Source organism: Vibrio sp. 1401, assembly GCF_033340295.1.
Genome location: NZ_JAWOWF010000031.1, coordinates 25,378 through 46,801 on the forward strand (window position 1 = coordinate 25,378; position 21,424 = coordinate 46,801).

The 21,424-nt window shown below is 40.2% G+C and carries 17 protein-coding genes and 2 pseudogenes; 12 read left to right on the top strand and 7 right to left on the bottom strand.

What is annotated here, in order from left to right; translation table 11 throughout:
- The first annotated feature begins 24 nt into the window (after positions 1–24).
- From R7Z77_RS15790 to R7Z77_RS15800, 3 genes and pseudogenes are all read left to right on the top strand, one after another.
- Complete coding sequence (locus R7Z77_RS15790) at positions 25–789, top strand: hypothetical protein (protein WP_005378247.1); 765 nt, start codon at positions 25–27, stop codon at positions 787–789.
- A gap of 97 nt (positions 790–886) precedes the next feature.
- A pseudogene (gene miaE, locus R7Z77_RS15795) lies at positions 887–1,030 on the top strand (tRNA isopentenyl-2-thiomethyl-A-37 hydroxylase MiaE); the annotation flags it as partial.
- Between the two features lie 58 nt (positions 1,031–1,088).
- A complete protein-coding gene (locus tag R7Z77_RS15800; protein WP_206626066.1) occupies positions 1,089–2,675 on the top strand; it encodes a recombinase family protein in 1,587 nt (528 codons plus the stop codon).
- A gap of 28 nt (positions 2,676–2,703) precedes the next feature.
- Here the strand turns inward: R7Z77_RS15800 and R7Z77_RS15805 are convergent, their stop codons facing one another.
- Positions 2,704–3,108 carry a hypothetical protein gene (locus tag R7Z77_RS15805; protein ID WP_206626065.1) on the bottom strand — a complete coding sequence of 135 codons (405 nt, stop codon included), beginning with the start codon at positions 3,106–3,108 and terminating at the stop codon, positions 2,704–2,706.
- Positions 3,109–3,478: 370 nt separating this feature from the next.
- On the opposite strand from R7Z77_RS15805, the gene mobC reads away from it, so the two are divergent.
- Positions 3,479–3,838 (top strand): plasmid mobilization relaxosome protein MobC, encoded by a 360-nt coding sequence (gene mobC, locus R7Z77_RS15810; protein ID WP_206626064.1) that lies wholly within the window; start codon positions 3,479–3,481, stop codon positions 3,836–3,838.
- Positions 3,838–5,679: a relaxase/mobilization nuclease domain-containing protein gene (locus tag R7Z77_RS15815; RefSeq protein WP_318136735.1), complete on the top strand. Its 1,842-nt coding sequence runs from the start codon at positions 3,838–3,840 to the stop codon at positions 5,677–5,679. Before mobC ends, R7Z77_RS15815 begins: the two co-directional genes overlap by 1 nt.
- Before the next feature lie 108 nt (positions 5,680–5,787).
- On the opposite strand, the gene R7Z77_RS15820 is transcribed toward R7Z77_RS15815, so the two are convergent.
- Entirely contained in the window at positions 5,788–8,019 is a 2,232-nt protein-coding gene (locus R7Z77_RS15820) for a hypothetical protein (protein ID WP_206626175.1), read from the bottom strand.
- 117 nt (positions 8,020–8,136) lie between these two features.
- Between R7Z77_RS15820 and R7Z77_RS15825 the strand changes: the two genes are divergently transcribed.
- From R7Z77_RS15825 to R7Z77_RS15835, 3 genes are all read left to right on the top strand, one after another.
- On the top strand, positions 8,137–8,646 hold the full coding sequence (locus R7Z77_RS15825) for a hypothetical protein (RefSeq protein WP_241754174.1): 510 nt from the start codon (positions 8,137–8,139) through the stop codon (positions 8,644–8,646).
- Between the two features lie 420 nt (positions 8,647–9,066).
- Entirely contained in the window at positions 9,067–10,278 is a 1,212-nt protein-coding gene (locus tag R7Z77_RS15830; protein ID WP_206626176.1) for a hypothetical protein, read from the top strand.
- Between the two features lie 83 nt (positions 10,279–10,361).
- Positions 10,362–11,789 (top strand): zincin-like metallopeptidase domain-containing protein, encoded by a 1,428-nt coding sequence (locus R7Z77_RS15835; protein ID WP_206626177.1) that lies wholly within the window; start codon positions 10,362–10,364, stop codon positions 11,787–11,789.
- 60 nt (positions 11,790–11,849) lie between these two features.
- Here R7Z77_RS15835 and R7Z77_RS15840 read toward each other — a convergent pair whose 3' ends face one another.
- The 3 genes from R7Z77_RS15840 to R7Z77_RS15850 all read right to left on the bottom strand — a co-directional run bounded on the left by R7Z77_RS15840 (position 11,850) and on the right by R7Z77_RS15850 (position 14,045).
- A complete protein-coding gene (locus tag R7Z77_RS15840; protein WP_206626178.1) occupies positions 11,850–12,200 on the bottom strand; it encodes a hypothetical protein in 351 nt (116 codons plus the stop codon).
- Between the two features lie 59 nt (positions 12,201–12,259).
- A complete protein-coding gene (locus tag R7Z77_RS15845) occupies positions 12,260–13,021 on the bottom strand; it encodes a pentapeptide repeat-containing protein (RefSeq protein ID WP_318136736.1) in 762 nt (253 codons plus the stop codon).
- 85 nt (positions 13,022–13,106) lie between these two features.
- Entirely contained in the window at positions 13,107–14,045 is a 939-nt protein-coding gene (locus R7Z77_RS15850; RefSeq protein WP_256898827.1) for a hypothetical protein, read from the bottom strand.
- 1,082 nt (positions 14,046–15,127) lie between these two features.
- On the opposite strand from R7Z77_RS15850, the gene miaE (R7Z77_RS15855) reads away from it, so the two are divergent.
- A complete protein-coding gene (gene miaE / locus R7Z77_RS15855; RefSeq protein WP_206626228.1) occupies positions 15,128–15,889 on the top strand; it encodes a tRNA isopentenyl-2-thiomethyl-A-37 hydroxylase MiaE in 762 nt (253 codons plus the stop codon).
- Between the two features lie 79 nt (positions 15,890–15,968).
- Positions 15,969–16,601, top strand: a pseudogene (gene miaE / locus R7Z77_RS15860) (tRNA isopentenyl-2-thiomethyl-A-37 hydroxylase MiaE); the annotation flags it as partial.
- Between the two features lie 125 nt (positions 16,602–16,726).
- On the opposite strand, the gene R7Z77_RS15865 reads toward miaE (R7Z77_RS15860), so the two are convergent.
- Together R7Z77_RS15865 and R7Z77_RS15870 are read right to left on the bottom strand one after the other, a co-directional pair.
- Complete coding sequence (locus R7Z77_RS15865; protein WP_213967362.1) at positions 16,727–18,355, bottom strand: methyl-accepting chemotaxis protein; 1,629 nt, start codon at positions 18,353–18,355, stop codon at positions 16,727–16,729.
- A gap of 155 nt (positions 18,356–18,510) precedes the next feature.
- Positions 18,511–18,777, bottom strand: a complete 267-nt coding sequence (locus R7Z77_RS15870) for a hypothetical protein (RefSeq protein WP_017634954.1) — start codon at positions 18,775–18,777, stop codon at positions 18,511–18,513.
- Between the two features lie 291 nt (positions 18,778–19,068).
- On the opposite strand from R7Z77_RS15870, the gene R7Z77_RS15875 reads away from it, so the two are divergent.
- Positions 19,069–20,397 carry a sphingomyelin phosphodiesterase gene (locus R7Z77_RS15875; RefSeq protein WP_318136737.1) on the top strand — a complete coding sequence of 443 codons (1,329 nt, stop codon included), beginning with the start codon at positions 19,069–19,071 and terminating at the stop codon, positions 20,395–20,397.
- Entirely contained in the window at positions 20,394–21,350 is a 957-nt protein-coding gene (locus tag R7Z77_RS15880) for a hypothetical protein (RefSeq protein WP_064353783.1), read from the top strand. Before R7Z77_RS15875 ends, R7Z77_RS15880 begins: the two co-directional genes overlap by 4 nt.
- Positions 21,351–21,424: the final 74 nt, after the last annotated feature.

Sequence of the window (21,424 nt, forward strand, 5' to 3'; positions counted from 1 at the left end):
GAAAAGTAAAGTAGACGCAAAGATATGAATATTGGTTTAATAATCGCTTTGGTAGCCATCCTACTGGTGTTAATCCTAGGCTATAACATTATGTTGCAATATAAGGTTAAAGTTGAAACCGCAAAAAGGCAGGAATCAGCGCGATATGTAGCCTTGATAGATGGTACTGAAGAGTTGATTGGTCATGCGCACCATATCCCTTTTAGTAAAGAGCTGTTGCTGTGTCTAAACAATCGTATTCTTGACGCGCTAGAGAGCATGCATGAGCTGGACCCGAAGAACAAGCAACTTGCTCAACGTATCGAAAATATGAAGCAGCAGATTACGCAGCTAAAAGAGAATGGTCCTACTGGCGAGAGTACCACTTTCAAGATGCCGAGTAGTGATAAACAAGCTATCGTCATGCTTAAGCTGGTTAAACGACTTCGCGACACTATCCGTAACGAGCACAACAAAGGCCGATTGGATACCCAGACTTACGTCACCGAAAATGCGCGCTTGGAAACGATGCAAATTCGCATCAACATTGAAAATGTCATCAAAAGAGCAAACGACTCTATCGCTCGTGGCCAACCAGGCACCGCGCTTCAACTGCTGCGTAAAGGTATCGATGCTTTGAGCACTAAGAGCGATCCTTATTCTATTCAAGCGAAACAAAAGCTTGAAGAGATGTTGGGTGACTTAGATAAAAAGCGCCAAGATAAAAGCGATGCCGAAATGCAGCAGATTGCTGACAAAGAGCGTGACAATGACATGGAAGCACTCTTCGGCGAGAAGAAAAAGTGGTAACATTCACTTCAGGTCAAGAAAGGCTGCAATTGCAGCCTTTTTTCTATCCGCAAGACAACGGATATGCCCAGTAAAAATGTGAAGTACTAAAACTAAAATGATGAATCTAGACGCCTATCAAGATCTTCTTGCTCCCATTAACCAATTTCTGCAATGCAGTACACCTGATGAATGGGTAGAGGAAGCAAAGAAACCAGAGAACCTTCAAACCATTTTGTTAGACCACCTACTGTGCGAGCTGTAGGCATAGGTGTGCAGATTGGTTATACTTAGTTTGATTTCTAATCAGGGACCAAGCTATGACTGAAAGCAAAAAAAGATATGCTGTTACTTATCAAAGATTTAGTAGTGATAGACAAGTAGGCAATAGCTCTATTGATAGACAAACCAATTCACAAAAAGATTGGTTGAGGGCAAACCCTGATGTAGTTGTCATAGATAGTTTTGTTGACCAAGCAATGTCGGCGTGGAGTGGCAAACACATAGAAAAAGGCTCTTTAGGTAAACTGTTGCAAGCCGCCGAAGAAGGCATCATCCAACCTGGCACATTAGTGTTAGTTGAACATTTTTCACGATTAACTCGTCAAAACTTCAAACAAGCACGTAATCTTATGGATCGCTTATGGGAAGCTGGTATTACTGTAGTTACTGTCCGAGATAAAGCGGAGTACCCTCCCGAAGCTGCGAACGATATGAATAAGCAGGTTCGACTTCTTGTAGAGATTCAACAAGCATTTTCAGAATCGCAGTGGCGATCTGAAAAAGTAAAAGCTAGCTATAGTCGCAGAGAAAAACAGGCTCGTGAGCAAGGTATTGTTCCCCGTATCAGAAAACCCTTTTGGATTAATGATGACGGAACCCTTAATCATTTACACCAAGCCATCAAAGATATGTTCCATTGGTATAGAAACGGGATGGGCCAACAAAGAATTGTTGTCGCTCTTCGAGAAAAATACCCAGACACCGCAATCCAAAAAATTAACCCATCTACAGTTATGCGCTGGATTCAGGCTGATATAACTAGAGGATTTTGGCGAGGAAATCGTATCTATGAAGCAGCGATTGACGATGCTATTTTCTATGAAGTCCAATCAATTCATAAAAATAGGCTATATGAGAATGTAAAACCTGACCGTAAGTGGCCTCTATCTGGTTTAATGAAATGTGGTGTTTGTGGCCGAGGTATGTCCATTCAAAAATCAAAAAACAGTGCCCCTGTGGTTCGTTGTAGCTCAAAGCAAAGAGATCGTTCTTGTAACCGAAAGACCACATTTCCCTACTTTATCACTCATATCTATATGACTACGGTGGTAAGAAAATACGCACTACGAAAGTACTCTACTCTTACTTCCAACAAAGAACTACAACAACAACTTCACAAAATCGAAAGCGAACTCATTAAAAGTCGAGAGTATCTAATCGAACTAAACGAGTTCTTAGAACAACAACGCCAAGCAGGAAAAAGAACGTTTGCTACCCTATCTATGATAGAAGATGAATATGAAAAAATTGAAGAACTAGAAGAAAAAGAAAATGAAATTAAAGCCTCTTTAGAAACCTTATCTAAAGGTTCGATATCCCGTGAGGCTAGAGAGCTGGTGTTATCACCCGAAAACTACAATTTGGAAATGCACAAACTTGGCTTTAGAATTGTTGTTGATGAACATAGTTTAAGTACAGAAGGGTTTGATGAAAAAGTCCCTACCCTTGAGTATCTAGGCTACTCCCGCAAGACAAAGAACTACGAATACCGTACTCAAGGCACACCTTGGAAAGAGGAGTGGCCAGCTTCAGCGGCTACCGAGGAATTGTTAATGATGAAGGGCTTGAAGGAAAAGGTTCAAACCGAACCATTTATGAAAAAAATATGGGAAAGCGACAATTAGCCTCCCACATTGTACCGATGCAACGACATTACAGGCGCTTTTTCTTAATCGTCTGTGAGCCGCTTTGTGTGACCTTTAAAGCCAATGAGTTTTCAAGTTCGTTGGCTCTTTTGGGGTTGTATTTTCGAAGCTCGGCAATCGCTGCTTTAGCAATATCATAAGTGCTTAAAAGATGGGTTTGATGCGTATCGATGATTGCAACCAACTCATCAAGTGCTTCCTGTCGCCCTTCAATTCTATCCGTCAGTTTTTGGGACGGCTCTGCTCCAGCCTTGAGCAAATCATCACGAATAACAATATCTTTTCGCAGTTTGTTATTCATCATCTCTTTCAACTGACCTTTTACAAAGTCAGACTCAGCCAATTGTTGTGTTTTTTGTAATTCGTTTTTCGCTGTCGATTCCAGTCTCTTTTCGTGATCTTTTTTGCTCATTATTTTTCTCCTAGCCATACCTTTGAAATACCACAAAAATCAGGTTTGGCAAGGGCTTACCAGCTCTGGGACCACAGGGGACCCAATTCTCCCAATTTGACATCGCCTAAAAATATGCTCTGTTGAGTATAAGAGTTTAAGACAATTAAAGAAGAGGCAAGTTGAGGCTTGGGTTCCCCAAACCACTTGTTTTAAAACAGAAAAAACGTTTTAAAAAGGAGTGCTGATCACTATCTAAAATCACCTGAAAAATCTCATTTCATTCGATATTTTGCAGCTAATTTAAGTCAGCGATCTTCGATGAAAAGCCTACCCAGCGCTCTATTAATCGTCTTAGAACTCATTGTATTTGTTCAGCAAGGAGGACGTTATGACGCAAAGGATCAGCAATACAAAAATCGTAATACGTTGTAGTGAAGAGGAAAAATCAGCCCTACTACTGGCTAAATCCCAGATTAAAGCCAGAACGTGGCTTGAAATGGTTCAAAAGCTCTTGCATCGCAAGAGAATCGAACCACCTAAGACCATCATTCAAGATAGTGTTTACCTACTAGAAATCCTGACGGAGTTAAAACGCTGCGGTAACAATCTCAATCAAGTAACGAAGCTCGCTAACAGCAGCAAAACCATCACTCCCCAAGAAACCGCTCAACTCAAAAAACTGGCAATGCAGATCTCTTCACTGAAAAGTAAAGTGCTTAAATCCTTTATCGTTGAAGGAGGTAAATAATGGCAATAGCGAAACTTTTACACGAAGGGGAAACAGTTAAACAGCTAAAAAATATTATTCGATACAACACCGTAGCCAAGGAGTACCTTAACTCGCCTGAAAATCCTCGATTACTTCAAGCCCTATCTAACCTTGGGATTATCGACATATCAGATCCAGAAGCATATCAAAGCTTTATGAATGGATTTATCGAAGAAGTTAAGCTTAACAAGAGCCAATCAACCAACAAGCGCCAGTCCAAGCTTTATGCTCACGAAATGATCTCCTTTGAGGATGAAGATAACGCCCGATTTTCTCAAGATGAGCTGGCAAGAATCAGCGTAGAGCTATTATCAAGCCTATACGATATGGAAAACACCCCATACCTTATCTATCCGCAAACCGATAGTGGCCGTTTGCACTTCCATTTTGTAAGGGGAATGCACAACAGCCTTGGCGAGTATCAGCGTGTCAAAAACTCAAAAAGAAAAATGCGTGTAGCGTGCGAAAAGATTGAACGTAAATACAACCTAACACTGACGGGTAACAATATCTCTGATGAGATACGTCCAGCTAACAATCCAATGTCTAAGGTAATGAAAAACCGTCAATTAGAAGCGGATTATAAACACCAGAAAAACCTCAGCGCAGCGAAAGAGCAAGACACACCACTCACCAAGATCAAACGTAAATCGTATGATCTGCTAATGGAAGAGCCTTATCAAAATGAAGCTGAAATGGCGGAGCACACCTCTTATAAACAAGTTCAGCAAAACCTAGCGGAAAAGACACAGGTAAACCAAAAGCTCGAAGCCGTGAAAAAGCGCATTTTTAATCTCTACAAGTCAGCTAACGATGAAGCTGATTTTATTGAGCAGTTAGATGAACAAGAAATCACCGTAGAGATACTCAAACACGCCAAATCAGGCAAGAAAAAGGGAATAGTGTTCCATCACAAAGGGGAAACGATTTCTGGTGGTAAGATCTCTAGCTCTATGACGCTAGGCAAGATCAAAAAGCGTTTTCCTAACTTCATTCACACATTAGAAAAACCACCATCGTTACGAGCGACATTCAAGCAGCAACGTAAAATGCTGGATTTTCATATCGAGAACCTCAACCGCTATTACAAACAACAAAGAAACAACGTCAATGGCGACATTCTGATTTACTTTGGCAAAAAGAACATTGCAGCTCGTCCATACAATTTCAACATTGTTTTATCGAGCGACAGAAGCAAAATCAGGTTTGGTTCATCGACTAACAACTATGATCTAACGTTGTCAATCAACGTTTCATTAGAAAATGGCTGGAAAGCCGCAACCCTGACCAATTCAAGCCCAGATTTTTTGAAGCGTATGATGAAAGCGGCTTATGAAAACGACCCAGAGCTCTTGTTTTTTGTTCAATCAGACACGCCGAATCAGCTCAGTTATGCAGATCTGAAAGAGATAAAATCACCGCTCAGTTTAGATGAGCTAAAAACAGCGTTAACCAAACAGGTCATAAGCAAAACTGATGTGGCTGAGGTTCAAAAAGATCTCACTTATCTACTCAGAAGAGATAAGCACAACCTATCTCGTCAAGGTTACGCTAACGCCCTAGATGCTGGGTTTACTTGTGCTGAACTGGAGAAGAAAAAGCCGAAGGAATTGAGGCAATTTTACTCAGCCAATACCTTTGATAGTCCTCGTAAAACCAACTCTTCGGAAGAAAAAGAGACGGCATTACAAAACCAGAGTCAAGAACGTGCAGCGTGTTTCGATGAGTTAAAGACTAATACAAACAATACGGTACAAGATTTAGATAACGTTGGCTTGACCGATAAGCATTCATATAAGTCTCTTCAAAAACCTAATTAAGTGTCAGAGTAGTTATTACACCTTTGTGATTCAGCCGATGCAGAAGAAACTCAATGAAAATAGCCTCTAAAGGATAGAGGCTATTAAGTATTTTCTAACGACTACAAATTAATCTCTAGTTTCAATCCACTCACGCTGAATATAAGGTGCATTTGAAGTGCTATGTGGATGTAAGACGTGGACATATTTTTGATTACCAAGACCTGAATCAATGCCAAAATCAATCGTTGTCTGATTAGATGGATCATCGTTACACACATCATAGATTGGTAGTTTTGATAGCGATTGGAACTCGTTGTCCGTCATAATCCCAAGTTCGTAGTGACTATACTGACCCGCTAAATCTTTACAAAAGATATGAGAGTTATCGTCAATTTGAAGATAAAGATAAGAACCAGAATTAGCCATCAAGTAAGTTGACACATACTCACCATTGATATTAGTTGAATTCGCAACTGAGTTTCCAGCCCAACTACTGTCAGAATTGTCTTTTACAACTTTCTCAACATTGTTCGCTTTATCATAAAACTCGACTGAGTAGGTTTCTGGTGTTGCGGTAATACCGTTTTGCACTAAGTAACGGGTTACTTCACCATCATCTGAATCACTCGCTGTTAAGGTAGAGAGTAAATATCTAGGCTCTGCATTATCAGCGGGAACTTTCCCACTGAAAGCAATTAAGCGTCCGTTATTGATGCTGTAATTACCTATCAAGTCACCATTAATCTCGTTAGGTGTAGTTGTTGGACAATCTGATTTGTTATCACCAAGAATGGAATAAATTTCACCGCTGATGAGTTGGATTGCTTCACATTTACGAATATCAGCGTGTAAATTTAATACAGCACGATAAAGCACTTGGTTTTCCATTACAGCAATATCATTTGGCACAGCCAGAATTTCTGGCAAATTCAAAGAAAGCGTAGTTTCAGCACTACCTGAATTACCAACGACTTCTATAGTGTATGTATCTTTTGCACCACTAACTGTAGGAGAACCATCAATTGTTAGCATTGAACCATCAAGAGATATGTTGAAACCATTTATCGTATGTTGGGTTAATGAGTAACCGATGTCCTTTCCGTGTGAATTAAAAATGCTATTAAGGTCTAACTCAATCGGTGCAATGTCGATACCTGCTACCATTGGGGTATCGTACACTTTTGCTTGAGCTAAGTTTTGTTCATTTGTTATCAATACAGGCGGGGTAGAATCGTCAATTTTGACTTTGAATGTAAAGAGAGCTTGCGCTTTATTGGTATCTGAATCTTCACCCTCATACTGTACAACTACAAAATAACCACCCGACCCTTTGATCTCATCTGAGGAGTTCATTCCTACTCGTAATTTGCCATCATTCACATAAGCGACAAGACCCGTTTTCTCATTGTATTTATCAACGACCACGTAATTAGATGCCGTATTTGATACATGGATATAATTCGTTAATTTACCCGTGTTATCCGAGTCTTTGAATAGGTCGCTTAAATCTGCTTCAAATAAAGTAATCGGCGTTCCTACACTGTAACCATATGTCAGGTCTAACGCATCGAATTGCGCTTGAACGGCATTAAAAACGGTAGGGTTTACGTAAGTATCTGAACCTGTTGGAATGGAGTCATTCGTACCTGTATCACCGTCTACGATCATACGATAATTCGGATCAGATAAATTATCAGCAGGAATTTGGTCGACAGCAATTTTTGTGTCTGTTGCAAACCCCATTGGATTTAATTCATAGGCAATTGGACTTTCAGCTTTTGAGTCAGCTAAAATTTGAGCTGTTTTATGAAGCTTTTTATCTCCATTATCAACGAAATCAACATATAGATCAGAGTCGGAATCTAGACCAAGTGCACCCTGAACAACGGCAATTGCAGTATCTACATCAGTTCCACTTTCCTTCATCTCAAGCACGACAAGATCCGTCAATGGCGAGATAACCTCCGCACCTTGCGTAGTATGAAGTGAATATTCAGCATCTAGTGGCATTGAAGGGCGATCTGAGTCGGTGGTGTAAACCGTTTCATATTTACTGTCCATTCCAGCAAGCACTTGTTGTGCAGGCTCTCCGCTAACAAGCATTTGCAAAGATAACTGTTCAGAAGGCATTGCATCGAGCGTTAATGTACCTGATTCATCGGTTAAACCAACAAATTCAGAGGAATCACTAAAGCTACTGCTACCATCTTTATCAATGTAAACAACCGCATTTTGAAGATATCCATCAAAGCCAGTTACCGTAAAGCCAGACGGTGAAGGAGTTGACGGCGAGGAGCTATCTGAGCCACAACCTGCCAAAAGTGCAATCACTGAAGTAGCTAAAATTGTTTTTTTCATTATTAAATATCATCCATTTACGAACCAAGACGTCCAAGCAATCTAGTATAAAACAAAATTGAATCAAATGAATCTAATTAAATATGCACCCTGCATCACACAGCCTAAACCATTATTATGTTGGATATCTCGGAAGACGATGTAGATCTGTCTGACGTGGTAATGACCCATTACCGTTTGCACGAGCAGCGTGAAGCAGATTTGCAACTAGGTAATAAAATAGGTGAAGAGCCTAAACCTTACCTACCAGCGGCAAAAGAAGGTTCTGGTGCTGCACCTAAAGACCCAAAAACGGAATTGCTCAACGAGATCATCGAGAGAATGAACGATTTGTTCATTGAAGATGGATTATCTGAAAATGATATGCTCAACTACGCCAATACCATTGCAGGTAAAATCTCAGAAAATGAAGTGGTAATGGATCAGCTCCGCAGCAACAGCAAAGAACAAGCGATGCTGGGGCAATTCCCTGAGTCAATCAGCAATGCGGTTATTGAAAGTATGGATGTTCATAACGAAATGGCAATGAAGCTACTATCTAATGAGGCTGTTGCAAAAGGCTTTGCTGGGTTGATGTTTGATGTGCTGATGAAGGGCTTAGGTAAGTCAAACGAAGCTCAAACCTAAACCTGATTTATTCACCGCCTTGGCAAACCGTCAAGGTGGTGAAATTATCCAGTAAAAGCCAAAAGATAGAAAAAGCCTAACTCCATAGCATTCTACCCAAACTCCATACCATTCTTTTTACTACTCCATAGCATTCCACCAATAGATATACCCTTTTCTTAAAGATAGATTTTTAGAACAGGTGTAATTGGATTACACAATGGCTCAAAAAGTAGAATAATATTTCTGGATTTTTTTGCTGTTCAACTCTTGAAGTTTTCTCGATCTGCGATAAAACATAGGGATAAAACAAGAAAAACCAAGCGTCAACTTGGTTCTTATTCAATACAATAGGTGCATTGCAGCAGTTCATAATTTCAACGTATCACGGATAACCATTGAGTCAAGACTTCTTGTTTAAATTAACCAAGGAGTAACTCAATGAGCACTAGACCATTATCCCACTATGATTTTCTTTCTAACCAAACATTAGCCCTACCAACAGAACTTCTTCAGGTCGGTTTTTTCAGAAATAACGCTGAACAAAACATTGATGTGATCACTCATAACCTATCACAACAGCGTTATGATCTTGATGGACTTTACTGCGACACATTTGTGGAGATCCTACTTTTCAGTTTGTTACTTGTTGAACACCATAACTACTATCTCAACCCCAGCAATTACGAAAATGACGAGTGCGTGATTTTAAGCTTGGATAAAGGCTCAAAAATATTCAAACAGTTAAAACTTAAGGGTAATTTTACTCTCAGTCAATTGATTGAAAAGACTGAAAACTTCATCGAGCGATTCAAGAAAGCAAAGTTTTTTGTCAATAATAAGCCTATCACTATCTTTAAAAATCTATTCATCAACCGCTCCGATAATACTTTGCGATTTGAGCTTCACGATGAGTTTATCGACTATATGAATGAGCGTGAACATTCACTTACATTCATCCAGAAAAGCGACTTTGTCGCTATCAAAAGGAAAAATCAAATCCCTATTTTCCTTATAGTTCAATCTCTTAGAGGGTTAGATGCTCCATTTTTCACAAAGAGCTATATCTCAAACATTTTGGGTATTAAAGGCGATTTAAACAAAAAACTGTCAGTTTCTTTTGAGAAGCTTAAAGAAAAGCACGTTCTTGAGTATGAAAAAGAGCTGTGTCACTTGCCTGGTATTCCAAGACCATTTTCTAGGTTTAACATCACAAGTGTCGATGACGGTTTTGTGGCGAAGATGCGTAAATACGAAGCCAAAGCACCAAAACAACGTTCAAAACCCACTCAGAGCCAAAATATTCAAGAGAGTGAGCCAGAGGCTCACGAAACAAAAACTGCCGCTAATTCGGCTGTTTTTGAAGCTGATAATGCCACTCATACGAATGTAGTATGTTTTACAACATTTAAGCAGAAGAGAGTAACGAAGCAGACTGCTATCGCTGAACTAGAAGAGGCATTTGATTTAGATCTTGATGAGTTAGACGAAGCTTGGGTTTTGGCAGTATCTGACGAAAACACCGTTGCGTGTCGCACTGTAAATGGTGCATTGAGCTTGTGTGATAAGTCAAAAACTACTGACGAAATGGTAGTTTTAACACCAGAAATTATCAGCAAATCAAAAATAAAACCCTTTATTTTTCAGGAATAAACAGTCGCTCAAGCGGCTGAAACTTTCAAAAATGCAGAGGCGTGATACGACATAAGTAACCCCATAGAAACAAGGAGTTACTTATGAAACAAACAAGACTGAGTGCGGCTCGCACTACCGAAAAAAAGAGCCAACAAGATCTGATACTTGATAGGTTATTTGATTATTTTTCTAAACCCAAGGGTGAAAAACCAAGCTCTAACAGTGATATTGATGTGAGTTTTTACCGCTCAACACTCAATGCCTTGCCGCTCAATTTTCATAATGATCAATACGCTGGTATTAACATTATAATGCTGCTTCAAGATCAACAAGAACAAGCAACGAAAATACCGATTTACGCAACGTTCAAGCAAGCCGCTGACCTACTAGAACAGCACAAAGACCAGTTACCACCAAAATCCGATACGTTTGATCCCGATAAACCATTGAAGGGATTAAAACTAGACTCTGTTGTGGTGAAATACCTCGAAAGCTTCAAAAAAGACGGTAAAGCAATAGGTAAGAGTCAGTTCGAGCGTGAAACGCACGGTATGAGCTTCAAAGAAATGCGAGACAACGGCTATCAACATCGTAAAGGTTTAAAGCCTTACAAAGTCTTTCCGCTCGAAAAAATCAAACACCTTCTACCTCAATCATTCATTGATGAGCGTCCCTATTTTGCAAAGCAAGAAGAGCTAGAGAAGCAGGAAATGAGTCAAGAAATGAAGGATGAACGTTTTGTGAAGCAAGCACTAATGATCATTGACGCAATGGGCGTTCCTGTGATTGAGAAAAACGAGGACCGTGCTTATTATTCGCCCAAGGAACACATCATAGTATTGCCACTGCGTAAAAAATGCTCATCTGATAAAGCATTTTTGGCTTTAGCGCTTCACGAATTATCTCATTCTACTTCAAAAGCTCTAGGTCGAGATATGAGCAACGCTTTTGGCACTTTGGGCTACTCGAAAGAAGAATTAATCGCTGAGACTAGCACTATGTTTTTGTGTCTAGAGCAGGGACTAGAGACATTTAATGCACACGCCAGATACATCGAAGGGTGGGCAAGCAATTTCTCTGATAAGAAAAAAGTGTTATTGAGTGTCTGTAAGCAAGCCAAAGAAGCACAAAAATACATCTCTGATAAAGTAGCAGAGCATAAATTAAAACTTGAAAATCAGCAAGATTACCGCATCCCTAACCAGTTAGACCAAACTGTTGATTTTGTGCCTAAATACCGTCAAGAATTACGTGATTTTTTGAATGATCAAGCCGATACTTATGGCACTATGATCCCTTTGCGAAACCAAGAGATTGTCGGTTTTAACCATATAAGCAAAGGCATTGAGGTATTCAGCCAAGAAAAAGCCGTGAAAATCTACGGTCCAGCCGCAAGTGAATTAGAAAAGAAAATCGCTGAATTGGACGTAAAGCAGTCGTTATTTAACGAAATTGATTTTGATCCCGTCCCAGCAGCAGAAACAAGCCCAGAGCAAAAACTTCGTGCTTCGACCCGTCTATCGCTGTAAAAACAAGTGCCTTAAAACGCAAAAAGCCCTTCACGGGCTTCTTTGCATACAAGTTTCGATTTAATGTTGTTTCACCCTTCTCATCATCACCTCAAAGTCAGAATCGTCTATTTGATAGTCATCCCTCTCAAGATGAAGCTGTTGCTCAATGTAATAGACATTATCCATCGAAAGCTGATCATACCAATCAAGCGTTTCTATCACACATAGTCTTGTATAGTTGGGAAAAGCCAAAAGTACATTGATTTGGTTCGATACTACTAAATCTCCGACTGCTTTTTCTATCAACTCTAAATCATTATCGTCAATACGCTCCGCAATCTTCCACTGTTCATAAATCTCGTTGATTGACCACGTTTCTATTGCCCTTGTGATAGCCTTATTTTCTATTGTGTTATTCTGTTTTACCATTATTTTTCTCGCTTATAGTTAGTGCAGACTCCGCTGCTGTTTGTCCCCTTCTTATTGTTCTAATTTACCCAGAAAGTGAATCCTAACGCTTCCAAGGAAGCTACTGTAGGCAACTCTTTAAGTTTGGACTTTTTCTTCAACCAGTATGGATAATAACGGTCAAAAAACGCCATAAATCCTTGCTTATTAACTTCTCCGTTGACCCTGATTTTAAGCTCTGAATACACCATCTGGGCTAAAAGTAACGGCTCTCGACAACCTATACCTTGTCGAGTAAACCTATCCAATAGAATGCTTAAGCACCTTACAGCAAGATCATTGTCTGAGTCGCTCTCATAACCAACACAAACACTACGCTCGGAGTCAGGGGCATCTGCATTAACCTCATAGTTTTTATTCTTAATACCTTTTGGGAGTTCCTGTGCGTAAATGAGGCTTACACCTCTAAAATTACAGTTTTCAAACTTACCCGAAAGCATAAAGGTATTAATGAAAAGAGCATCATCAAAATTACAATTTTTCACACGACAATTGCGAAAAGTAGCATTAGATAGATCTGATGAACAAAAATTACAATCTTCAATCGTTGCCCCTTCAAAGTTAACCCACTGAAGGTCAAGATCTGACAGGTCAAGATTTTTCAACGTCAAATATGTGAAGTCGGTCTGGTGAAAGTAAAGCATTCCAAACACAATAGAACGTGTAATGGTTTTACCTGTTTGTAAAAACGCTCTCAGAGCCTCAAACAAAGAAGCTCTATCGTCAACTAACCAATTAAAAATCTCTTGCTGAGTCATTGTTTCCACAGATTTGTTTTTCATATTATTTTCCTTTTTGTTATTTAATTTATGTTGTCAAGGGTGTAAATCAGCACCTTATAGGCGTAATTTTCGAGTTTATTATTTATTAACAGATAAGTGTGTTCATACTGTCGTTCACATCAACGCCTCGAACGAATGTCCATCGTGAACCACGCTTTAAGTGTTTGTACTCATCTTTCTTGTAAAAACATTCTGCTCTCAAGTTTCTAAAGTGAGGTACACGGTGCGTAACCGTTCTGCCAGTGCTATCACGCTCTTTATCAAATGAACGAACAGTTACCGCCTTATAGCTCCCTTTAGATTTGTCTTTGGGTAACTCGATTGAGGCTGATGGATAGCCAGCTTTCAACTTTTCACCATTGGTAGCGCTGTGGTACATACATAATGCAAGAGCGATTTTAGTTTGAGCTTCAAGCATCACGGTTCCGTTGTCAGCTAAGGGGTTTTTAGCATTATTTTTCAAGGTTTCCGCCAACTTATACAGGTATGCAAAGTTGCTATTAATCACACCAAAGGAGCTTTCATAGTGAACGGCAATCCCCAGCTCATCATTTTGATACTCTTTAGACAAAAAATGATTTAATGACGTATATTCCTCACCGTGTACCCTGACAAACTCTCTATTTGTCATAATGGTGACAAGGCAACTTTTCAAAGGAACACCATTAATCAACGTATTTTCAGGAAAGCTCAGAGCAAAGGACTTAAAGGGTGGTGCAACAGAAAAATCCTTTTCAAAATCGAACTTTGCTGCGTATAAGTCACTCACTAGCTTCTGACTTTCGAGAAAAATAACTGGCGATCCACTCTCACGCCAATACAGCTCTTGACTTAATAATTTGAAATGCTCCCCTCCCTGACAGCTATCTTCCTTTGTCTCGCTAATAATTAAATCTCTGATAACTTGAACATACTTCGGAAAGCTCACATTTTGTTTACCAAAAAGACTTTTCAGTGCTTGTCTACCGTTTTTGCTACTTTTGAACATTTCTAGCTGATCTCGATATAGTTTTGTATATTTCATATTATTTTCCTTCTATTTGATTATTTGTTTTCTTTAGGGTGTAAGAACCCCCGCCCAGAGAGCGTATTGTTTTAAGTTTCTGAATTAATTAACGTTCTAAATTAGGACAATCAGAACGCTGGCTATGGAAAACGCCACAAATAAAAAGAAAGTTGATGGAATTGCAGGTATGAAAACCCCTCGTAAGTGATAGACACGAACGAGTGCAAGGTAGGTTTAATTTGAATCGATGTTAATAATGACATAGCGTTTCCTCCAAAGTTAATTTGTCACCAAATCACAAAACACACAGCCTGAGATGAGTGGCGTTTTAACGAATTAGCACAGCATTTTTCAGTGATAAAACACACTGAAAATCAATAAACGTCAGGAGCGTGATCGCAATACACGACACCTATTTATGTTTCTCTATCGCTTAAAGCGAAGGCACATCAATCACAAAAGATTGATCTGATAGCCTACAACGTTTATTCACTGTTCTTTCGTCAAACACTCCTCTTCAAGTGGCACTTACAGTTATTTTGTGTAGCTACCCTCATCAACGGGGCTGCTAAGTTTTATTCGAACATTTCGTTCGTACTATTTGGCGGCAAACAACGGAGGTGTATGTCCGTAGATAAGCCAATATAAAGCGAAAATAATTTTCACTTACGCTAAAGTGTCATTCGATGACTCTATCAATTATTCCACTTCCTTTGGAATACTTAGCGATTTCAACACTAAAACTTACGTACAACGTTTAGCGTTCTCATATCATATCAAAATTAATATTAAGACGCAAGGATTATTTTATTTTTTTCTTGACAACTAAGGATTTTTCACTCTCAAATCCTTTTAGAAAAAGGGATTCACTAAGATATTTTTTTTGAAAAACTCGCCGTCTCGTTCAATATTCCAAGCACTATAATATTCTCTAAACGCAAAAACACCGTAGTTGACGGATTTTTCTCACGCTCTACTTTTACTCAATTTGACGTTTGCTCACTTTGGGGGTTAACACCATTTTTAAATCTGAGTAGCCCAGCACGACCAATTTACGTGATAAGATCACGCTAAATGCTCGTATCAACAAAATAAGAAAGATGTATCAAGAACTGTTAAAACCAATCAATTCATTTTTGAAATGCCCTACCCCAAACTCTTGGATTGAAGAGGCTCGCAAACCTGAAAACCTATCCGTGATTTTGCGGGATCATTTACTATGCGAATTGAAAGCCTCTCAGAGTGCTGTTTTTCTTCTTAAACGCTATGTATTAACCGATGAAGGTAAAGAGCTTATTACTCAGCTAGTTGAGCCATATGAGCACTTTGCTTACAAAGGGATCGGTAGCCTCGAAACACTTAAAGGAAAAAGTATTATATCTAAATCTATCAAACCAAAAGATAGTTGCCCTTACGGACAGGATATGATCGATAAAATGGTTCTACTGATTAAAGAAGAGCTACATCACTTCTATCAAGTTCTAGAAATCATTGAAAAGCAAGGACTGGAATACCGCCCTATTACTGCCAGTCGATACGCAAAAGGGATGATTAAACATATCCGCACTTTTGAACCAGCAGCTCTTATCGACAAGCTAATTATTGGTGCATTCATCGAAGCTCGATCTTGTGAGCGTTTTGCTAAACTTGCCCCATTCCTTGAAGAACCAATTCAAAAGTTCTACATCTCGTTGTTACGCTCTGAAGCAAGGCACTATCAAGACTACTTAGAACTAGCAGAGCAAATTGCTGATAAAGATATTTCAGAGCGCATTGAACACTTCGCTAATGTTGAAGCTGAGTTAATTACTTCTAACGATTCAGAGTTTAGATTCCACTCTGGTGCACCAAACTTCTCATAATTCCTTAAAAAACTTTTAAGTGATATAAATCAATCATTTATATCACTTTTACATCAATATGCACACCTCGGCTTTTGATGAACTAAAAGCTGGCCAATCTGCCATGTTTTTAATTCGCAAGTATGCCGTTGACCAATCCAGTTCACATGCTTTACTTGACTGGTTTAAGCCCTACGAAGATTTTGCTTACCGTAACGTAGGCTCATTGGAAACTTTAAAAGGCAAGAGCAATATTTCTAAGTCAATCATGGCTAAGTCCGACTCACCATACAGCCAAGATTTGATCGATAAGATGGTGCTTTTGATAAAAGAGGAGTTACACCACTTTTATCAAGTTTTAGAGATCATGGAAAGTCGTGGAATTGAGTATAAAAATATTCCAGCAAGTCGCTATGCTAAAGGACTGATTTCGCATATGAAGACTCATGAGCCAGAAACGCTGATCGATAAACTCATCATTGGTGCGTACATCGAAGCCCGATCTTGTGAGCGTTTTGCCAAACTAGCACCACATATGGATGACGATATCGCAAAGTTCTACATTTCTTTATTACGTTCAGAAGCACGCCATTACCAGGATTATCTTGTATTAGCGGAGCAAATCGCAGGCAAAGATATCAGCGAGCGCATCGCCTACTTTGGACGTATAGAGGCAGATTTAATTTCTACGCCAGATACAGATTTTAAGTTTCACAGTGGTATTCCAGTCTAGCGAGCATATTCTCCCAAGGTTGAGCATACTCTGAACTTATATAGACAGAGAATAAATAAGCCGGACATTTCGTCCGGCTTATTTATTGTAGCAATGAGGTTAGGAATAAAGCTGAAACACAACAACTAGAGCTGGAATGAACCCATTCGAGTTTTCAAGTTGTGCGCTAGGCTACTAATCTGCTGACAAGCCACAGCCGTTTGTGAAGCTCCCTCAGCCATCTCTGTTGAAGCACTATCAATATGCTCCACGCTACGATTCAGCTCTTCGGATACAGAATTCTGCTCACTGCACGCCGTTGCGATTTGTGTACTCATTTGCGCTATGTTATCGACAGAATGTTCAATTTCTTTTATCTGGCTATCAGCATCATTAACTTGCTCAACACACTGAGAAATACCCTCCTGACAATCACGGCTTGAATGCCCTATTTTACTGCTGCTCTCTTGTAGTTGATTAACAATTTCCACAATTTGTGAAGTGGAGTCTTGAGTGCGTTGCGCCAGAAAACGAACCTCATCTGCCACAACAGCAAACCCACGTCCTTGTTCACCAGCCCGAGCGGCTTCAATTGCGGCGTTCAGTGCTAACAAGTTTGTTTGCTCGGCAATCCCGCGGATCACATCTACGACCACATTGATATTGTTTGAGCTCGATTCAAGCTCACGTGCCAGTTCATCTGATTCTTGGATCGTATGTGATACACGCTCAATTACTGCGATAGTTTGTTGTAACGTCACCGTTCCTTGCTTTGCCACTTCCGCAGCCGAATAAGCAGAGGTTGCGCCAACTTCGGTATTTTGTGCCACTTCACTTACAGCAGCTTGCATTTCTGTCATCGCAGAAGCCACCGAGCTAAGTTCAATTTGTTGATTTTGCATACCAGAAGCGGTCTGAGAAGAAATAGCACTCACTTCCTCTACTGCTGCCGTTAGCTGAATCGTTGAGTCATTAATCTCAGAAACCAACGAATGTAAGTTTGTTTGCATACCGACAAGCTCTTTGAGCAGCGTTCCTAACTCGTCTTTGCTCAATTCGCTTTCGTCGATTTGATTATTCAATTGACCCTTGGCGATTTTGGAAGCGAATTCCAGTGCTCGATCAACAGGCCCGCAGATGACTCGAGAAAGCAACATGGCAGACATTACCATGACCAATGCGACGACAAGCGCACCAACAGCAGCGCTGTATTGTGTAAATGCCGCTTCACTTTGTACTTCTTCGCCAATCAAATTCACCAACTCATCGTTCAACGCGAGGGTATCATCCAAGCTGCTCAACGCTTTTGAGTAGGTATCGAAACTTGATAAAATTACATCATTTGCACTTTCAGCATCGCCTTGGCTTAGCAATACGTTGTAAGTCTTCGTTTCTTTGATGTATTGATTCCAAGTTTCTTTAAAAACGCTAAAGGACTGCGTTTCACGCTTATTAAGGTCGAGCTTTTCGTATTCTGCAATACCAGCCTGCACATCAGAACGCCATTGGTCGAGGCCTTTTAACCACTCACCAATTTTGGGGTGATTTGCGTTTGGCAATAAAGAGAACTCATCTTTACGCACTTTAGTAATATCAACTTGGATACCTTTCAAAATCGCAACAGAAGGTAAACTTTTATCTGTTAGCACTGAGATGTCTTTATTCAGTGTTAACAAACCTTGCACCAACATTACTGACACTAAACCAAACACGGCAAAAACGGTTAAATAACTAACCGATATTTTCTTTACGACACTTAAGTCTTTAATACGCATGCACTTTCTCCCCGCAGCCTTTCCAAACCTCTCACTTAAGTGAAAGCTTAACCTCTAAAACACACTGTTTTTTGCGCTCGATATCATTGAACGCTCTTATATACATCGGCTTGAGAGGTCAAATCTTGACCAGTAATTGATAGTTTTATCACATGCTATTTTAGAGATAGGCTCGCATGCTCCGTATTGTGTCTACATCTTTTCATGAGCGCTTCTCGGCGCAGATCCAAGATCTCATCGATGAGCTTTTCTTTCGCATTTATCCCAAAATGCTGGGCATAATTTTTTACTTTTGCTATCTCATTAGGTTGCAAGCGGTACACCTCTTTCTTTAAACGCGCTTCTGCTTCACTTCTAATCAAACCTTGCTCTTGTAACAATTTAATGATGGTTTCATCGGTTGGATTTACTGCTCTAGCCATGGTGCTCCATCTATCAATTTGAGTTCTAGCCATATAGCTAGATGAATGACGCCGCACAACTTATAGAGCAAAGATGACAGCTTGATTGCAGTGAATGCAATTCGTTGACTGTTGGTACTATTTTCCACCGCTTTAACGGCCACACACTCAATATCCCCATTCTCACCATTGAATAAAGATCACATTCTGATAACAATTTTCAGCGCTGGCTTAGATGTCATCCATATTTAACGTGCAAGTAACATTTATAAACAAGAATGATTGCTCTAGTTCAAATGATGGAAAAATAAGATGAAATTTTCGCAGTGGAGCCTTTTATTAAGTAGCTTGATAGCGTTACCCAGCATTGCAGATACCGACGTTTACCTAACGAATAACTCTGAGCAACCGTTAACTATTCAAGTAAAACATGAAGGCAGTGATTTGCTTCAATACGGAGAAGAATGGCAACAACATGTGCAGGTACTTGGTCCGTGGGAAACTAAATCTGTATTAAGCTTCAACCGCTGGGAGGGCGTGAAATCAAATCAAACTTACCGTTTTGAAACTGTGGTTTCTAGCCCCGAAGGTGAAAGCATAACACTCAATCAAATAATGGGAGGCCATTGGTACAATTCGACCATTGAATACGGCTTGTCCGCAGCCGATGTCGAGTTATCTCTCAAAGATGATCGTAACATTCATCGTGCCAACACTAACGCTTTTGGTACGAGAGAAACCGAACTGGCATTTAAGTCAGACAGTACCGCTCGATATGATGATCTTTACTACACCATCACGCCGAGCAAGGTAGCGGAGTCTGTCGACAACGAAGAACAAAACCTTAAGTTGATGACTTATAACATCTGGGCATTGACGGCTATTGCATCGCACATTGGAGATCGTTACGAACTGATTCCTCAACATGTAAAAGGTTACGATGTTTTGGCGCTGCAAGAGGTGTTTGCCAGCGGCCGTGAAGCATTCTTACGTGAGTTAGCCAAGGAATATCCTTACCAAACAAAGATGTTAGATAAAGAAGGCGTTAATATTCATGATGGTGGCGTAATCATAGTTAGTCGCTACCCTATCGTGAATGAAGCGCAATATGTCTTTCCCGATTGCTCTGGTACAGACTGCTTTGCCGATAAAGGCGTAAATTATGCGGAAATAATTAAAGGTGGTCAGGCTTACCATGTGTTTGCTACCCATACCGCATCTTTCGATACAGACACCGCCCGTGAGTATCGTCAGCGCCAGTTCAAACAAATCCGCGCACTCGCCCAATCTCTTGACATTCCTTCGAGCGAAACTGTGGTATACAGCGGCGACTTTAACGTAAACAAAAGAAAGTTCCCTGGTGACTACCAACAAATGATCGCTAACTTAAGCGCCATAGAGCCTCAGTACTCTGGTTACACGGAGTCAACCTTTGATCCCCGTATCAATAACTTCGCAGGTGAAGCGTTATCAGGTGGCGAAAACGTGGAATACCTTGACTATGTTATGGTGAGTAGTGAATACGGGGTGAAATCATTCAATGACAACCGTGTAGACGTGCCGCGCACAACCGCAGAGAGTTTATGGAAACACTACAACCTTTCTGACCATTTCCCAGTAAGCGCAACAATCAAGCCATGAAGAAAATCGCTTTGATAATCATGTCCGCCATTATGGCGGGCATGATATTTTTAACTTTCAATCACGATGTTCAAAAAAAAGAGCTCGCTTCCTCTCCTTCCCCTAAGACAAAAAATCAGAGTGTCTCCAGTACCTCACCACAAACAAGCAGCATCGTGCCCGATACGGATACTTCACCACAAACAACTAAGCTCCCTTCCACAGTTCAAATAACGACTGAGCGATTAACTCAACTCAAAGGCAGGAAACTTGTCGCTGAACTTGAGACGTTTTGGCAAGAGTGTATGTTGAACCGTAGTTGTGAAGAGCAGGTCGCCTTGTTTGAGGCGCATTTATCTTCAGCTCGATTCCAGCTTTTGGCGAACTACCCTCAGCTCAGAAGCCAATGGCAAGAGAGTGTAGGAAATTTGTTATTTGATGAGCAGCAATCACTGGCGTCGCGTATTGCACAGCTGAAGAACGAAGCAAGACGCATCTGGGGAGAATTGGCTGATGTTGTTTTCGCGGATGAGTTCGCGCTGTACGATTTCAACTTAGAAGCCCAAAAGCTGGACACTCAAAGCCCAGATAACTTTTTGCGAACTTTCGAACAACTCACCATTGACTGGCAAGAACATGCAGATGCTATTGGGCTAACAAGCGACCAGGAAAAATATGAGCGTGCGGTCACCCTGATTCCTAATAGTATGAGCCTACCAGATCGCTTGGCGATCATCGCAGAGCTTGAACGAACTTACTTAACGAAAGAAGAAAGTAAAAACATTCATGCTCGTCAGCAGCAAATTACAGAGCAAAAAAAACAAGTCAAAGATTACCAACAAGCATTACAACAACTTGAGTCCAAGCTAAGAACGCAAAGAGCTTCTAGCCATTCAAATTTGTCAGAACCGGAATGGCAAAGCTATTACCAACAAGAAGTCGCGGATTTTCGTCGTGAATTTTTTTCTTCTTAACAATGCGCTTTGACTGACTGAGAACTTAAAAAGGCACGTTGCTAACCAGCCGTCGTGCCTTATGTTCAACTCTC

Bases quoted from the DNA above. Each gene is read 5' to 3' on its own strand.
- R7Z77_RS15845 (WP_318136736.1), bottom strand. From the start codon at position 13,021: ATGAAAAACAAATCTGTGGAAACAATGACTCAGCAAGAGATTTTTAAT.
- R7Z77_RS15830 (WP_206626176.1), top strand. From the start codon at position 9,067: ATGAGCACTAGACCATTATCCCACTATGATTTTCTTTCTAACCAAACA.
- miaE (WP_206626228.1), top strand. From the start codon at position 15,128: ATGTATCAAGAACTGTTAAAACCAATCAATTCATTTTTGAAATGCCCT.
- R7Z77_RS15805 (WP_206626065.1), bottom strand. From the start codon at position 3,108: ATGAGCAAAAAAGATCACGAAAAGAGACTGGAATCGACAGCGAAAAAC.
- mobC (WP_206626064.1), top strand. From the start codon at position 3,479: ATGACGCAAAGGATCAGCAATACAAAAATCGTAATACGTTGTAGTGAA.
- R7Z77_RS15825 (WP_241754174.1), top strand. From the start codon at position 8,137: ATGTTGGATATCTCGGAAGACGATGTAGATCTGTCTGACGTGGTAATG.
- R7Z77_RS15870 (WP_017634954.1), bottom strand. From the start codon at position 18,777: ATGGCTAGAGCAGTAAATCCAACCGATGAAACCATCATTAAATTGTTA.
- R7Z77_RS15880 (WP_064353783.1), top strand. From the start codon at position 20,394: ATGAAGAAAATCGCTTTGATAATCATGTCCGCCATTATGGCGGGCATG.
- R7Z77_RS15850 (WP_256898827.1), bottom strand. From the start codon at position 14,045: ATGAAATATACAAAACTATATCGAGATCAGCTAGAAATGTTCAAAAGT.
- R7Z77_RS15820 (WP_206626175.1), bottom strand. From the start codon at position 8,019: ATGAAAAAAACAATTTTAGCTACTTCAGTGATTGCACTTTTGGCAGGT.
- R7Z77_RS15835 (WP_206626177.1), top strand. From the start codon at position 10,362: ATGAAACAAACAAGACTGAGTGCGGCTCGCACTACCGAAAAAAAGAGC.
- R7Z77_RS15865 (WP_213967362.1), bottom strand. From the start codon at position 18,355: ATGCGTATTAAAGACTTAAGTGTCGTAAAGAAAATATCGGTTAGTTAT.
- R7Z77_RS15790 (WP_005378247.1), top strand. From the start codon at position 25: ATGAATATTGGTTTAATAATCGCTTTGGTAGCCATCCTACTGGTGTTA.
- R7Z77_RS15800 (WP_206626066.1), top strand. From the start codon at position 1,089: ATGACTGAAAGCAAAAAAAGATATGCTGTTACTTATCAAAGATTTAGT.
- R7Z77_RS15815 (WP_318136735.1), top strand. From the start codon at position 3,838: ATGGCAATAGCGAAACTTTTACACGAAGGGGAAACAGTTAAACAGCTA.
- R7Z77_RS15875 (WP_318136737.1), top strand. From the start codon at position 19,069: ATGAAATTTTCGCAGTGGAGCCTTTTATTAAGTAGCTTGATAGCGTTA.
- R7Z77_RS15840 (WP_206626178.1), bottom strand. From the start codon at position 12,200: ATGGTAAAACAGAATAACACAATAGAAAATAAGGCTATCACAAGGGCA.